The sequence below is a fragment of the Clostridium tetani genome (genome assembly GCF_900167265.1).
Taxonomy (GTDB): domain Bacteria; phylum Bacillota; class Clostridia; order Clostridiales; family Clostridiaceae; genus Clostridium_G; species Clostridium_G tetani.
Genome location: NZ_FUWT01000004.1, coordinates 78464 through 94420 on the forward strand (window position 1 = coordinate 78464; position 15957 = coordinate 94420).

A 15957-nucleotide genomic window follows, 5' to 3' on the forward strand; every position below is an offset into this window, starting at 1 on the left:
TGTATTGTTATATATGAGGAGGTATAAAATGTATAATAGTGTTGAAAGTTTAAGCAAAAATCCTGTATTAAATTATTTTAAAGAGATATCAAATATTCCAAGAGGTTCAGGAAACGAAAAAGAAATCAGTGATTATTTTGTGGCTTTTGCAAAAAAAAGAGATTTAGAAGTAATACAAGATGAAACACTTAATGTAATTATAAAAAAACCAGCTACATTAGGATTTGAAGATGTTCCAACAGTAATTTTACAAGGTCATGTAGATATGGTGTGTGAAAAAAATAAGGGCATTGAACATGATTTTGAAAAAGATCCTTTAAAACTTAGAATTATAGATGATATGATTTATGCTACAGATACCACCTTGGGGGCAGATAATGGAATTGCTTTGGCATATGCTCTAGCTTTGATGGATTCAAAGAATATACCTCATCCAAATTTGGAGATCTTATTAACTACAGAAGAAGAAAGTACAATGAATGGTGCAGCTTCTTTAGATGGAAGTTTATTTGAAGGAAAAATATTAATTAATCTTGATTCAGAAGAAGAAGGAAAGTTATTAGTTAGTAGTGCTGGTGGAATAGATGTTGAACAAGTGTTGCCAATAAAATGGAAAGAAATATATGAGGAATATACATGTTTAAACATACATATTAAGGGATTAAAAGGTGGACATTCGGGCATGGCAATAGATAAAGGTAGAGGTAATTCTAATAAAATTATGGGAAGACTTTTAGCAGGACTAAATAATAAATTTAGTTATTTTGTAACTGAAATAAATGGTGGATCAAAGGTAAATGCAATTCCAAGGGAATCAGAAGTAAAACTTTTAATAAGCCCTAATATGGAAAATGATTTTATAGTTGAAATAAATACATGGGAAAAGGTATTTAAAAGTGAATTTAGAATAGCGGATCCAGATTTACGCATATACATAGAAAAGGTAAAGGATTTTTCCAATAAAGGATTTTCTAAAGAAACTACAGATAAATTAATAGACACTCTTATATTGATTCCTAATGGTGTAAATACTATGAGTATGGACATAGAAGGGTTAGTGGAAAGTTCTAATAATTTAGGTTTAGTTTATAATGATGATAAAAATATATTTTTTCAAAGTGAAATAAGAAGTGCTGTTAAAAGTCTAAGATCAAGTATACTTAATCAAATGAAAACTATTGCAAAATTATTGGATTGTGAGTTCAATACTTATATAGAATATCCTGAATGGGTATATAACCCTGATTCTAGAATTAGAGAATTGTGTATAAAAACATATAAGGAAAGATATGGTAAAGAACCAGAAATAATAGCTTGCCATGCTGGTATAGAATCAAGTATTCTTATTGATAAAATACCAGGACTTGATGCTATTTCAATAGGACCTGATATGTATGAGGTTCACAATCCTAGCGAACATGTAAGTATTTCTTCTACACTAAGAACTTGGGATTTTTTATTAGAAATACTAGCTAATATTAAAAATTATTAAAGTAGAATATTTAATAGTTATAGTAAATATATATTTAGGAACAAAATTTTTATAATTTTAGATGAAATTTGATATTGTGCACATAATTAGACGTTTTATAGACGAAAATCATAGGAAAGTGATAATAATGTATAAAAAGCCAATACTTTTCATATTTAATAATTAATAGTGTGAGAAAAGTCATTATCTTTAAAAAAGATATAATTAACTGAAAATTGACACAAGATAGACGAGTGTAATGATAAAATATATTTAGAAATAATTTGAAATGTTGGGGAAATAAATTTATTTTATAAGGGGGAAGTTATATTGAAAGGTTCTTTAAAAACAGGTGAAAAAATAAAAGTTTCAAAGAAAAGCGGCTTTGATAAGTTCCTAGACAAAGTTGAGGTAATTGGCAATAAAATGCCAGACCCAGTAACTTTGTTTGTAGGATTATCTCTCATGGTTATTATAATATCATGGCTAGCATCAGATGTATCTGTTATAAATCCATCAACAAAAGAAACAGCTCATGTAGTTAACCTTATGACAAAGGATGGTATTAGAAAACTTCTTATGGAATCAGTAAGTGAGTTTCAAAAGTTTCCACCATTAGGGATGGTACTTGTAGTTATGTTAGGGGCAGGAGTAGCAGAAAAATCGGGTTTAATGTCAGCAGCTATGGAAAATACCATAAGGAAAGTACCTAAGCAATTAGTAACAGCAACGGTTATTTTAATATCTGTATTATCAGATGGAGCTGGGGATGCAGGTTTTGTATTATTACCACCATTAGCAGCAACTATGTTTTGGACTATAGGTAGAAATCCACTAGTGGGTATGTTTGTAGCTTATGCCGGTGTAACAGGTGGATTCGGAGCTAATTTAATAGTAAATATGACAGATGTTTTAATAGCAGGTTTCACTATTCCAGCAGCAAAATTAGTAGATCCAAATTTCAATTCTACGCCAGCTATGAATATAATTTTTATGATGTGTTCAACAGTTATATTGGTAGTAGCAGGTGTATATGTAACTGAAAAAATTATAGCACCTAGATTTGAAGGTAAAAAAATTGATGAAGATCATGGTAATCAACATGTGGAAATAGGAGAAAAAGAAAAGAAAGCTTTAAAATGGGCTGGAATTTCAATTATAATAATAATTTTAATAGTAGTGGCATTATGTTTAGGGGAAAATGCATTATTAAAAGATCCAGAAACAGCATCACTTTTAGCATGGAAATCTCCACTTATGCAAGGGCTTATTCCTATAATGACAATTGCATTTTTAATACCAGGAGTAATATATGGTAAAATGACAGGAAGTATAAAAAATGATAAAGATGTTGTAAATATGATGGCGGAGTCCATGAAAGACATGGGAGGATTTATAGTATTATCTTGTGTAGCTGCCATATTTATAGCACTGTTTTCTTGGAGTAATTTAGGAATAGTTTTAGCAGTAAAAGGTACAGAGTTTCTTAAAAACTCAGGTATTAATGGAGTTGGAATTATAGTGGGTTTTATAATATTAGAATCATTTATAAATATATTTATAGGAAGTGCTTCAGCAAAATGGGCTATAATGGCTCCAATATTTGTACCTATGTTAATGTTAATGGGATATAGTCCTGCTGTAACTCAAATGGCTTTTCGTATTGGGGATTCTATAACCAACCCTATATCTCCTTTATTTGAATTCTTCCCATTAATGATAGTATTAATGCGTAAATATGATAAAAAAGCTGGTATGGGAACTTTAATCTCTAATATGTTACCTTATTCCATAGCCTTTGGGGTTTTGTGGACGATATTACTTATATTCTTTATTATATTTAATATTCCGTTAGGACCAGGTGGAGCTGTAAGATACCTAATCCCATAAAGTATTAATAAAAGAGAGTGCTAAAAGATAATCTAGATTATCTTTTAGCACTCTCTTTTATTAATGTAAGTTCCTTTGTATAATAAACTTTCTTCTTAGATGAAATAAGTTTAGTAAAAGATGATACTAATATCATTCCAGTAGCTAAAGCTCCTGCAATTGATAGTGTATTAAGTCCTATAGATAAGGAGGCGTTAACATTACCAGTTATACATTCAAACATAGTGTAATACATGCCACTTCCAGGCACTAAAGGTATTAAGGAAGAAGCTAAAAAAACAGTAACAGGAGCTTTAAATTTTCTTGCTACAATTTCTGAATAGGTTGATATAAATATTGTAGCATTAAAATAACTAAGTATCTCTGAACAATTATATTTCTTAGATACAAGATATACACCCCATCCTAGTCCTCCGCCTAAAGCTGTGAGAAATAAATTTTTTCCTTTAACATTAAAAATAATACCAAAACCAAGAGAAGTTAAAAAAGCGTATAAACAATAAATAAACATATGTAAATCACCTCTCTAAAAAATTAATTCCCAGTGATAGTGTAATTCCAGCACCTATAGCTATAGCAGCAGCTATTAAAAAGGCTTCAGTAAGTTTAGAAAGACCTGCTACCAATTCACCAGCTATGATGTCCCGTATAGCATTTGTTATAGAGAGACCAGGAACTAAAGGCATTAAAGAACCTATTATTATTTTGTTCATACTATTGCCAAATCCCATAGTGGTGCTGAAATATGCGATAAAGGTGGTTGATGAGCCACATAATATATTAATAAAAAAAGCATTAGTTTCAATTTGGGATAATCTTAAGGATATAATTTGTAATAGAGCCCCAATAAAAAGAGATACAAAGAAATCCTTAATGGTTCCACCGAAAAATAATGTAAAAAAACCTGCCACCATAGAAAAAGCAAAGATTTGCATAATGTTACTATATTTATCGTTAGAATTTATACTATCTAATGTTTCTTCTATAGTATTTAAGGGTAAATGATTAGTACATATTTTTCGTGATAGATCATTAACTTTTGAAACTTTATCTAAGTTTACTGTTCTATTTTCTATTCTTTTTACTTTAGTTAAGGTTTGTCCAGAATCGAATGATACAGATATGATTATGGTAGTGGGTATAACAAAAATATCTGTATTAAATATTTTATAAGAATTGCAGATTAGCTTCATAGTTTCTTCTACACGATATGTTTCTGCTCCATTTTCAAGCATTATCTGGCCTGCATAGGTTACTAAATGAAGAATTTTGTCAATGTTCATAATTTTACCTTCTATTCTAAAAAAATATACATTTATGAAGTATTATAACATAATTTTGCAGAAAAATGTATAGAATGTAGACTTAAGTTGCTATTATTTTTAAAATAGGCTTAATTTTCATAAGATAATGAAATCATTTGAGTTAATTTTAGATTCATTATAAGAAAATTATTGACGTTTTATTGACGTTTTGGAATAGATTTTTATGAAAAATAGTAGATTAATGCTAGATTTTATATTATTATTAGTAATAAATCTAAAAATCAAAAAAAGAAAATGTTTTCATTGCAAAAAATTTGAAATTTTTTAAAAATTCAAAGTAGACTATTAGTTGACGAAATTGTGATATAATTGAATTGTATAAAAATGAGAGGGGGAGATACATATTAGATTAAGATTTGTAAAAGTAAATCCAGTGGGGAATATGACTATATTTGTGACAGACCCCGTTCCTAAGGAACTATACAAAGACATTTCAAAAAAATTAATGCAATACACCAATATACATGGAGAACAAGTAGGTTTTTTAACAAGTTCTAATGAAGAGGAAAAAATCATAAAGTTAAACATGATGGGAGGTGAATTTTGTGGCAATGCTTCAAGGTCACTAGGAGCACTTTTACTTTATAACAATTATCCTTATATAAAAAACAAAGAAGAACTTTATGAAGTTAAATTACAATGTTCTGGCTATGAAGATGTATTAAATTGTGAAGTTACACCTACAGAAGTATCAAACCTATTTTATTCAAAAATAGACATGCCTATTCCAAGTAAGATAAAATTAGAAAAACTAGAAGACTATGAAATTTATAAAGTGGATTTTTCAGGAATATTTCATTTTGTAGTGGATATTAACAAAGTTGAAAACAATGAAAAGTTTTTCAATCTTGTAAAAAATACTATGGAGGAGAGATATCCTGAATATGACGCTTTTGGTATTATGTTTTATAATTTTAATAAAAATTACTTAAAACCATTAGTATATGTTAAAGCAACAGACAGCTTATTTTGGGAAGAAAGTTGCGCTTCAGGCACTTCTGCTGTAGTATCAGCATTAGCTTATGAAAATAAAGAAAACATTTGCATAGGTATAAGACAACCTGGGGGAGAGTTAGAGGCCACAGCTAATTATGTTGAAAGCAAAATAGACAAAATAACAATAAAAGGAACGGTGGAGATTGTAGCAGAAGGCATAGTTAATGTAAATCTATAAATTGTCTTATTAAATTTTAGGGGGAGATAAAATGATATTATTAAATCCAGTTGTAATATCTGTAATTGTAATGTCGGCTTTATGTTTAATGAAGTTAAATGTTCTTTTATCAATTCTATTGGCAGCTATAACCGCTGGAGTAGCAGCAGGCATGCCTATTACAGAAACTATGAAGACTCTTATAGATGGAATGGGGGGGAATTCAGAAACTGCTTTAAGTTATGTATTGCTTGGAACTTTTGCTATAGCTATAAGTAAAACAGGATTAGCTACACTACTTGCAAAAAAGATTTCTAAGGCAGTAAAGGGAAATAAAATTGCATTTACATTAATTATAGCTTTTGTAGCTTGTTTTTCTCAAAATTTAGTGCCCATTCATATAGCATTTATACCTATATTAATACCACCACTAATTTCTTTAATGAATAAAATGAAATTAGATAGAAGAGGTGTTGCTTGTGCACTTACTTTTGGTCTTAAAGCACCTTATGTAACATTACCCGTAGGTTTTGGACTTATATTTCATAACATTATAAGAGACCAAATGATTCAAAATGGTATTGAAGTTACTACAGATATGATTTGGAGATCTATGTGGATTGCAGGACTTTCTATGCTAGTGGGATTATTATTAGCTGTACTTATAGCTTATAGAAGGCCAAGAGAATATGAAGATATAAAAGTTGAAGGCTTTGACTTAGACGAAGAAGTTGAAATGACAAGTAAACAATGGTTAGCGCTTTTAGGTGCAGCAGTAGCATTTGTAGTTCAACTTAAAACAAAATCATTACCATTAGGAGCTTTATCGGGTTTAATTGCATTAATAGTTACTGGTTCAGTAAAATGGAATGAAATAGATGAGATGATTGAGGGCGGACTTAAAATGATGGCATTAGTAGCAATTGTAATGCTAGTAGCAGCAGGGTATGGAAATGTTTTAAGAGAAACAGGAGCAGTTGAAGCACTAGTAACTTCAGCAACTGCGGTGATAAGTACTAAGGCTACAGGAGCAGTTGTTATGTTATTAGTTGGATTATTAGTAACAATGGGAATAGGAACATCCTTTGGAACAATACCTATCTTAGCAGCTATATATTGCCCATTAGGATTGCAATTAGGATTTAGTATTCCAGCTATTATACTATTAATAGGTATAGCGGCAGCATTAGGAGACGCAGGATCACCAGCATCAGATAGTACACTTGGACCAACATCAGGGCTTAATATAGATGGACAACATGACCATATCTGGGATACTTGTGTACCAACCTTTATTTTCTACGATATACCTTTAATGGTGTTCGGTGTAATAGGCTCATTGATGTTATAGAATATGATACTGATATATAAAAAATATATAAAAATATTATCCAAGATTTAAATAACTTGAATAATAAACAATTTACAGGAAATTAGATTTTAGATATTTTGTTGACGTTTTTTTAAAAAAATATTTTATGCCTAAGGTTTAGATGGAGTTAAGTCCCTATCTTAACCTTAGGCGTTTTTTCTCTTGAAAAGTAGTGTGCTAAATTCATTTTCCTAACAGTTAAATTGGAACTTATAAGAAAATAAAAAGACGATATAATAAAGGTAATTATAATATTTATAAAAGTCTAAATAGACTATTATTTGACGAAATTGTGATATAGTTGAATTGAGTGAAAAGTAATAATATTGATTTAGAAATATGAAGAAAAGATTTTATTAAATTTTAAGGGGAGATGAATATGATACTATTGAATCCAGTTGTAATTTCTGTAATTGTAATGGCAAGTTTGTGTTTACTTAAGTTAAATGTTTTATTATCAATTTTATTGGCTGCTATAACTGCGGGAATAGCTGCAGACATACCAATTCAAGAAACTATGAAAATTCTTATAGACGGAATGGGAGGAAACTCAGAAACTGCACTAAGTTATATATTACTTGGAGCCTTTGCTATAGCTGTAAGTAAAACAGGGTTAGCTACAATACTTGCAAGGAAGATTTCAAAAACAGTAAAGGGGAATAAAATTGCACTTACATTAATTATAGCTTTCGTAGCTTGTTTTTCCCAAAATCTTATACCTATTCATATAGCATTCATACCTATATTAATACCACCACTAATTCCTTTAATGAATAAAATGAAATTAGATAGAAGAGCCGTAGCTTGTGCTCTTACCTTTGGTCTTAAAGCACCTTATGTAACATTGCCTGTAGGCTTTGGACTTATATATCATAATATTATAAAAGATCAAATGACACAAAATGGTATTCAAGTTACTATTGACATGACGTGGAGGTCTATGTGGATCGGTGGACTTGCAATGCTAACAGGATTAATATTTGTTGTATTTATAGTATTTAGAAAACCAAGAGAATATGAAGATATACAAATAGAGGGTTTTAATTTAGATGAAGATGTTGAAATGACAGGAAAACAATGGTTAGCACTTTTAGCAGCAGCAGTAGCATTTATTGTTCAGCTTAAAACAAAATCATTGCCACTGGGAGCTTTATCAGGTTTAATTGCAATGGTAGCTACTGGTTCAGTAAAGTGGAAGGAAATAGATGAAATGATTGATGGTGGACTTAAAATGATGGCATTAGTAGCTATGATAATGCTAGTAGCAGCTGGATATGCAAATGTTTTAAGGCAAACAGGTGCAATTGATGTGCTAGTAAATTCAGCAGCTTCAATAATAAGTAGTAAAATTACAGGGGCAATTGTTATGTTATTAATAGGATTATTAGTAACAATGGGAATAGGAACATCATTTGGTACAATACCTATTTTATCAGCAATATACTGTCCTCTAGGATTACAATTAGGATTTAGCGTTCAAGCTATTATATTATTAATAGGTATAGCTTCAGCATTAGGGGATGCGGGATCACCAGCATCAGACAGTACATTGGGACCAACATCTGGTCTTAATATAGATGGACAACACGATCATATATGGGATACTTGTGTACCAAACTTTTTAGCTTATGTTATACCTTTATTTATATTTGCTGTAATAGGATCATTAATGTTATAAATGGAATAGATTGGTTGAAAATGGTTTGTAATTCTTAGAATGAGTTACAAACTATTTTTATAATTTTAATTATTAGAAAGTTAAGAATAAATTATCATAAATAATAATTCATTATCAAATATGATAAAACAGTAAAAGTCATGAAGATAAATACTTTTTATAGAGAATATATTATATTTATAAATTAGTTTTATCAAATATGATAAAACTAAGACTAAAAAACGCTACAAAGACTGATGTCAAAGAGTTGTCGCCATTGGCATAAATATTGCTTAATTAATATATTGACACTAAATTTTAGGAGGGGTAATATTATGAATAGAGAAGGATTATTGATAGAAATATTAAAAAATCAAGTTGTACCAGCATTAGGATGTACGGAACCAATAGCTGTAGCTTATGGTGTATCAAAAGCGAAAGAAATATTAGGTGAAGAAGTAGAGCATATGGAAGTTAATGTAGATAGAAGTATATTTAAGAATGGAAAAGAAGTTGGCATACCAGGAACGGATAAAAAGGGTATACTTATAGCAGCAGCTCTATCCATAATAGTTGGAAAATCTGAGTATTCCCTACAAGTATTAAAGGATTTGACTAACGAGGACATTCCTAAGGCATTAGAATTAATACAAAATAATGTAGTGAAACTAAATCTAAAAGAAGGGGTAAAAGGACTATATATAGAAATTATAGCATCAGGAAATAAAAACAAATCTAGGGTAGTAATAAAGAATAATCATTTGAATATAGTTTTACTTGAGAAAAATGGTATGTGTATAGAAGAGAAAAGTGAAGAAAAATCATCCGTTAGTGTGAATTTAAGAGATGAAATTAGAAATTTTACAATAAAAGATCTAAAAGACTTTGTGGATAATATAGATATAGAGGACATATATTTTATTAATGAAGGTATAGCAATGAACAAAAGAATTGCAAAAGAAGGATTGGATAATAAGCTAGGTTTGGGTTTAGGAGATTTGTTAAAATCAGAAGAGAATAATGTTATAGAGTATGCTAAAGCAGTTACTTCAGGTGCATGTGAAGCTAGAATGTCAGGATATCCTTTGCCAGTCATGAGTAGTGCTGGTAGTGGTAATCATGGACTAGTTGCCATATTACCAATAGCATCTATAGGTGAAAAACTAGAAAAAAATGAAGAAAAAGTTATAAGAAGTGTGGCTTTAAGTCACTTAGTTACAATATATATAAAAAGTTATACAGGAGCCTTATCACCTGTGTGTGGATGTGGTGTTGCAGCGGGAGTAGGAGCGAGTGCAGGTTTATGTTACTTAATGGATGGAACCTTAGAGCAAATATATGGAGCTATAAAAAATATGATAGCAGGAATTTCAGGAATGATTTGTGATGGAGCAAAACTTGGATGTGCTTATAAATTATGCATATCTGTTTCATCTAGTATTGATGCAGCAAGAATGGCACTTAAAAATATATTTGTACCTTCAAATGATGGAATTTTAGATGAAACAGCTGAAAAATCTATACAAAACTTGGGGAAAGTTTCTACTGATGGCATGAGCTGTACAGATGAAGTCATATTAGAAGTTATGTTAGATAGATGTAATTAAATTATTTATATATTTATAAAAATTATAAGGGGGAAGAGTTATGAGTAAATTAAAGGACAACTTGGTTGTAAAACTTTTAGCTGGTGTTGCACTTGGAATTATAATAGGATTATTTGCACCAGAAGGACTTATAAGAATAATAGCTACAATAAAGCATATATTGGGACAAGTAATATTTTACTGCATACCTTTGGTTATAATAGGATTTATAGCACCATCTATAGTTAAAATGAGATCAAATGCTAGTAAAATGTTGGGGATAACAGTTCTAATTGCTTATCTATCTTCATTAGGAGCAGCTGCATTTTCAGCTATGGCAGGATATGCAATTATCCCTAAACTATCAATATCTAGTGCTACTGGGAATTTAAAAGAAATTCCTAAAATAGTTTTTAAATTGGATATACCACCTATTATGACGGTTATGACGGCATTAGCTACAGCTGTGCTAATAGGATTAGCTACAGCCTGGACTAAATCCGATCTAGTAGAAAAACTATTAGATCAGTTTCAAAATATAATGTTAGCTATAGTTACAAAAGTTGTAATACCAATATTACCTTTCTTTATTGCGTCTACCTTTGCAGGACTTGCATATGAAGGTAGTATAACAACGCAGTTACCAGTGTTTTTAATAGTTATAGTATTAGTTTTAGTTGGACATTTTATATGGTTAACACTTCTTTATGGTATTGGAGGAGCTATATCAAAGAAAAACCCTATGGAGGTTGCAAAACATTATGGACCAGCATATTTAACTGCTGTTGGAACTATGTCCAGTGCAGCCACATTACCAATAGCATTAAAAAGTGCTCATAAATCAAAGATTTTAAAAAAGGAGATAGTGGATTTTGCCATTCCTCTATGTTCAACTATACATCTTTGTGGCTCTGTTTTAACTGAAACATTTTTCGTAATGACAGTTTCACAATTAGTGTATGGGCAATTACCTCCTGTAGGAAGTATCATTCAATTTATAGTTTTACTTGGAATATTTGCAATAGGAGCACCTGGAGTACCAGGGGGAACAGTTATGGCGTCATTAGGTTTAATTACAGGAGTATTAGGATTTAGTGATTCAGCAATAGCTTTAGTATTAACTATATTTGCCCTACAAGATAGTTTTGGTACAGCGTGTAATATAGCAGGAGATGGAGCTATTGCATTAATGATTAATGGAATAGTTGAAAAACACAATATAAATATAGAAAATGATTTAACAGATTAAAAAGATATAAGAAAAGATAGATGAGATTTTGTCATCTATCTTTTTGTATGCATTTATTATTCAGAATAAATAAAATATACTGCAAATTATGCATGGCGGCAAAATTTGCAGGGCAATATAATGAGAAAATAGCTAAAAACAGAGTTTTTTTATTGGCATAAAAAATGCTATACATAATAAATGAGAGTTTATTATTATTATATAAATCTAAGTAAGGTGCTAAGGAGGGTTTTTATGAAAAGGGAAATTATAGAAGGTATATTAACTTTAAAAATTGACATGGTAACTACTTTAACACTAGCTATTCTTATGTTCTTTTTAGGAGATTTATTAAAAAAGAGAGTAAATTTCTTTGAAAGATTTTGTATTCCTTCTCCTGTTATAGGAGGACTTTTATTTTCTATATTTACTTTAATATTAAAACAAGCTAATGTAATTACTATAACTATGGATGCTACATTCCAATCGCCCTTTATGTTAGTGTTTTTTACTACTATAGGACTTGGAGGAAGCTTTTCTTTACTTAAAAAAGGTGGAAAACCTTTAATTATTTATTGGGCATTATGTGGTATATTAGCAGTATCACAAAATTTAATAGGGGTATATATGGCGAAAGTTGTTAATTTACATCCTCTATTAGGAGTACTTATGGGAGCAGCATCTATGGAAGGGGGACATGGTGCAGCAGCAGCCTTTGGTAATGATGTGGAAAAATTAGGAATAACAGGAGCTACCACTGTAGCATTAGCAGCGGCAACTTTTGGTTTAATAGCAGGAGGGTTAATTGGAGGACCAATAACTAAAACACTTATAGATAAGTACAATTTAAAACCTTCTGAAGAAGAACAAAAAGAAGATGTTTCTTATAAAGAAGTTGCAGGAATAACAGATAAGGGAAACATAACAGCATATGGATTTTTAATGCATTTAGGAATAATAACTGTATGTATGACATTAGGATCTATTGCAGGCGGATGGGTAAGAGCAGGTGGAACAGTTTTACCTGGATATGTAGGAGCTATGTTTATAGCAGTTATATTTAGAAATTTAAATGATAAATTTAACTTTATAAAATTGGATTTTTATACAATAGATTTAATGGGAGATATAGCTTTAAGTATTTTCTTATCTATGGCCCTTATGACATTAAAGTTATGGGAGTTAGCTAATTTAGCAGGTCCTATGTTTGTAGTTTTAATTACACAAGTTGTATTCATAGCTTTATATACAGTATTTGTAACCTTTAGATTATTAGGTAAAGATTTTGATGCAGCTATAATGTGTGCTGGGATGTTGGGACATGGTCTTGGAGCTACACCAAATGCTATAGCAAATATGAGTACTGTTTCTGAAAAGTATGGACCATCCACAAAAGCATTTTTAATAGTACCTTTAGTGGGTGCCTTTTTAATAGACTTAATAGGAATACCAAATATTATTTACTTTATCAATGTTTTTAAATAATGAATTCAAAAAATATATAAATGTTTTTGAATTGTTACAAAAATTAGACGATTTGTTGATGGAGCATAAAGTATAATGTTATTAAAGAAGAAGAAAAACTCTAGTTATAATCATACTTGAGTAAAATATAAAGTTAATATAAACTTATAAGGAGGAAATATATTATGGCAAGATTAGTTGAATGTGTACCAAATTTTAGTGAGGGAAAAGATAAAAAAATAATTGAAACAATAGTGGACGAAGTGAGAAAAATAGAAAATGTAAAACTTTTAGACTATTCATCAGATGAAGATCATAATAGATCAGTAGTGACTATGATAGGAGATCCTGAAGATGTAAAAAAGGCTGTATTAGGATTAGCAAAAAAATCAATTGAATTAATAGATATGACTAAGCATCATGGTGGACACCCAAGAATGGGAGCAGTAGATGTTATACCTTTCACTCCAGTATCAGATGTTACTATGGAGGAATGCGTAGAACTTGCAAATGAAGTTGGAAAAGAAATAGGAAGTTTGGGAGTGCCGGTTTATTTATATGAAGATGCGGCTACAACACCTGAAAGACAGAATTTAGCAAAAGTTAGAAAGGGACAATATGAAGGATTCTTTGAAAAAATAAAAGAATCAGAATGGAAACCAGACTATGGTCCACAAGAAATGAATGCAAAAAGTGGATGCACAGCTGTAGGAGCAAGAGTTGCACTAGTAGCATTTAATGTAAACTTAGGAACAGATAATTTAGAAGTAGCTGATGCTATAGCTAAAAAGGTGAGATTTATAGGCGGAGGATTAAGATTTGCAAAGGCTATAGGATTAAAATTAGAAGAAAGAAATATAGTTCAAGTATCAATGAACTTAGTAAACTACGAAAAAACATCAGTTTATAGAGCTTTTGAAATGATAAAAATGGAAGCTAAAAGATATGGAGTGCCTGTAGTAGGAAGTGAAGTAATAGGAACAGTTCCAATGAAAGCATTATTAGATTGTGCAGAATACTATTTACAAATTGAAAACTTTGACATAAGCCAAATATTAGAAAAAAGGCTTCTTGATTAATTATAAATTATATACTAAGCATTAATTAAAATATGAGGAGGAATATATATGGAAAAAGTATTAACAGATATAGAAATAGCACAAAAGGCACAAATGAAACCTATAGGAGAAATAGCTGAAAAGTATGGCATATTAGAAGATGAATTAGAGTTATATGGTAAATATAAGGCTAAATTATCTTTAGATATATTTGATAGATTAAAGGATGAAAAGGACGGAAAGTTAGTTTTAGTTACAGCAATATCTCCGACACCTGCTGGAGAAGGAAAGTCAACTACTTCAATAGGATTAGGTCAAGCTTTAAATAAAATAGGAAAGAAAACTTTTATAGCTTTAAGAGAACCATCCCTAGGACCAGTTTTTGGAGTTAAAGGAGGAGCAGCAGGAGGAGGATATGCCCAAGTTGTTCCAATGGAAGATATAAACTTACACTTTACTGGTGATATGCATGCTATAGGTATAACTAATAACTTATTATCAGCTGCTATAGATAATCACATTCACCAAGGAAATGCTCTTAAAATAGATTCCAGAGAAATTGTTTGGAAAAGAGTTGTAGACATGAATGATAGGGCATTAAGAAATGTAGTTGTGGGAATGGGTGGAAAAGCTTGTGGATTTACAAGACAAGATGGATTCATGATAACAGTTGCATCAGAAGTTATGGCCATACTTTGCTTAGCTAAAGATCTTATGGACTTAAAAGAAAGATTAGGAAATATAATAGTTGCTTACAGTTTAGAAGGAAAACCAGTAACAGCTGGAGATTTAAAGGTAAATGGTGCTATGGCTATGCTTTTAAAAGATGCTATAAAACCAAATATAGTCCAAACTCTTGAAAATACACCAGCTCTTATTCATGGTGGACCATTTGCAAACATAGCTCATGGATGTAACTCATTAATAGCTACTAGACTTGGATTAAAACTAGGAGATATATTAGTAACAGAAGCAGGATTCGGAGCTGACCTTGGAGCAGAAAAATTCTTAGACATTAAATGTAGATATGGTGGTTTAAAGCCAGATGCAGTAGTTATAGTTGCTACAATTAGAGCATTAAAAATGCATGGTGGAGTTAAGAAAACTGAATTAAGTGGGGAAAATCTTGAAGCTTTAGATAAGGGATTTGCTAATTTACAAAAACATATAACAAATATGAAGAATTTTGGTTTACCAGTAATGGTAGCAGTTAATAGATTTATAACTGATTCAGAAGCTGAAATAGATTTATTAATTAAAAAATGTAAAGAAATCGGTGTTGAAGTATCCTTAAATGAAGTTTGGGCAAAAGGTGGAGAAGGCGGAATAGAAATGGCTGAAAAGCTAGTTAAAATACTAGAAACAGAAAAGCCAAACTATAAACCACTATATGACGTTGAAGATTCAATACCTGAAAAATTAAATAAAATAGTAAAAGAATTATACGGTGGAGAAGGCGTAGTAATAGAATCATCTGCAATGAAACAAATTAAAAAGTTAGAAGAAATAGGATTAGATAAATTACCAATTTGTATGGCTAAAACTCAGTTCTCATTCTCAGATGATGCAACATTGATGGGAGCTCCTAAAGGATTTAACATTACTATTAAAAATGTTAGAGTTTCAGCAGGTGCAGGATTTATAGTATGCGAAACAGGAAACATAATGGTAATGCCAGGACTTCCAAAAGTTCCAGCAGCAGAAAAAATGGATGTTGATGAAAACGGAAATATATCAGGATTATTCTAAAAAT

At 30.5% G+C, this 15957-nt stretch carries 12 protein-coding genes; 10 read left to right on the forward strand and 2 right to left on the reverse strand.

The window, feature by feature from the left end:
* Nucleotides 1-28: 28 nt before the first annotated feature.
* Nucleotides 29-1492 (forward strand): aminoacyl-histidine dipeptidase, encoded by a 1464-nt coding sequence (locus B5D21_RS03860; RefSeq protein ID WP_035124389.1) that lies wholly within the window; start codon nucleotides 29-31, stop codon nucleotides 1490-1492.
* 309 nt (nucleotides 1493-1801) lie between these two features.
* On the forward strand, nucleotides 1802-3361 hold the full coding sequence (locus B5D21_RS03865) for an AbgT family transporter (RefSeq protein ID WP_011100453.1): 1560 nt from the start codon (nucleotides 1802-1804) through the stop codon (nucleotides 3359-3361).
* A gap of 37 nt (nucleotides 3362-3398) precedes the next feature.
* On the opposite strand, the gene B5D21_RS03870 is transcribed toward B5D21_RS03865, so the two are convergent.
* Nucleotides 3399-3872 (reverse strand): threonine/serine exporter family protein, encoded by a 474-nt coding sequence (locus B5D21_RS03870; RefSeq protein ID WP_011100452.1) that lies wholly within the window; start codon nucleotides 3870-3872, stop codon nucleotides 3399-3401.
* A gap of 7 nt (nucleotides 3873-3879) precedes the next feature.
* Complete coding sequence (locus B5D21_RS03875; protein WP_011100451.1) at nucleotides 3880-4644, reverse strand: threonine/serine exporter family protein; 765 nt, start codon at nucleotides 4642-4644, stop codon at nucleotides 3880-3882.
* A 385-nt stretch (nucleotides 4645-5029) separates the two neighbouring features.
* Here B5D21_RS03875 and B5D21_RS03880 point away from each other — a divergent pair, with 385 nt between their 5' ends.
* The 8 genes from B5D21_RS03880 (at nucleotide 5030) to B5D21_RS03915 (ending at nucleotide 15953) form a co-directional block, all read left to right on the forward strand.
* A complete protein-coding gene (locus B5D21_RS03880; protein WP_035108930.1) occupies nucleotides 5030-5860 on the forward strand; it encodes a histidine racemase CntK family protein in 831 nt (276 codons plus the stop codon).
* Nucleotides 5861-5891: 31 nt separating this feature from the next.
* The gene (locus B5D21_RS03885) at nucleotides 5892-7190 is read left to right on the forward strand and encodes a Na+/H+ antiporter family protein (RefSeq protein WP_011100449.1); all 1299 of its coding nucleotides are present in this window, start codon (nucleotides 5892-5894) and stop codon (nucleotides 7188-7190) included.
* Between the two features lie 400 nt (nucleotides 7191-7590).
* The gene (locus B5D21_RS03890; protein WP_035124388.1) at nucleotides 7591-8889 is read left to right on the forward strand and encodes a Na+/H+ antiporter family protein; all 1299 of its coding nucleotides are present in this window, start codon (nucleotides 7591-7593) and stop codon (nucleotides 8887-8889) included.
* Nucleotides 8890-9203: 314 nt separating this feature from the next.
* A complete protein-coding gene (locus B5D21_RS03895) occupies nucleotides 9204-10475 on the forward strand; it encodes an L-cysteine desulfidase family protein (protein WP_035108936.1) in 1272 nt (423 codons plus the stop codon).
* Nucleotides 10476-10515: 40 nt separating this feature from the next.
* Nucleotides 10516-11703 carry a dicarboxylate/amino acid:cation symporter gene (locus B5D21_RS03900; protein ID WP_011100446.1) on the forward strand — a complete coding sequence of 396 codons (1188 nt, stop codon included), beginning with the start codon at nucleotides 10516-10518 and terminating at the stop codon, nucleotides 11701-11703.
* A gap of 234 nt (nucleotides 11704-11937) precedes the next feature.
* Complete coding sequence (gene gltS / locus B5D21_RS03905; protein WP_035108939.1) at nucleotides 11938-13167, forward strand: sodium/glutamate symporter; 1230 nt, start codon at nucleotides 11938-11940, stop codon at nucleotides 13165-13167.
* A 164-nt stretch (nucleotides 13168-13331) separates the two neighbouring features.
* Complete coding sequence (gene ftcD / locus B5D21_RS03910) at nucleotides 13332-14225, forward strand: glutamate formimidoyltransferase (RefSeq protein WP_011100444.1); 894 nt, start codon at nucleotides 13332-13334, stop codon at nucleotides 14223-14225.
* 48 nt (nucleotides 14226-14273) lie between these two features.
* Entirely contained in the window at nucleotides 14274-15953 is a 1680-nt protein-coding gene (locus B5D21_RS03915) for a formate--tetrahydrofolate ligase (RefSeq protein ID WP_011100443.1), read from the forward strand.
* Nucleotides 15954-15957: the final 4 nt, after the last annotated feature.

Coding starts and splice junctions, on each gene's coding strand:
- B5D21_RS03860 (WP_035124389.1), top strand. CDS start 29: ATGTATAATAGTGTTGAAAGTTTAAGCAAAAATCCTGTATTAAATTAT.
- B5D21_RS03870 (WP_011100452.1), bottom strand. CDS start 3,872: ATGTTTATTTATTGTTTATACGCTTTTTTAACTTCTCTTGGTTTTGGT.
- B5D21_RS03875 (WP_011100451.1), bottom strand. CDS start 4,644: ATGAACATTGACAAAATTCTTCATTTAGTAACCTATGCAGGCCAGATA.
- B5D21_RS03885 (WP_011100449.1), top strand. CDS start 5,892: ATGATATTATTAAATCCAGTTGTAATATCTGTAATTGTAATGTCGGCT.
- B5D21_RS03890 (WP_035124388.1), top strand. CDS start 7,591: ATGATACTATTGAATCCAGTTGTAATTTCTGTAATTGTAATGGCAAGT.
- B5D21_RS03895 (WP_035108936.1), top strand. CDS start 9,204: ATGAATAGAGAAGGATTATTGATAGAAATATTAAAAAATCAAGTTGTA.
- B5D21_RS03900 (WP_011100446.1), top strand. CDS start 10,516: ATGAGTAAATTAAAGGACAACTTGGTTGTAAAACTTTTAGCTGGTGTT.
- gltS (WP_035108939.1), top strand. CDS start 11,938: ATGAAAAGGGAAATTATAGAAGGTATATTAACTTTAAAAATTGACATG.
- ftcD (WP_011100444.1), top strand. CDS start 13,332: ATGGCAAGATTAGTTGAATGTGTACCAAATTTTAGTGAGGGAAAAGAT.
- B5D21_RS03915 (WP_011100443.1), top strand. CDS start 14,274: ATGGAAAAAGTATTAACAGATATAGAAATAGCACAAAAGGCACAAATG.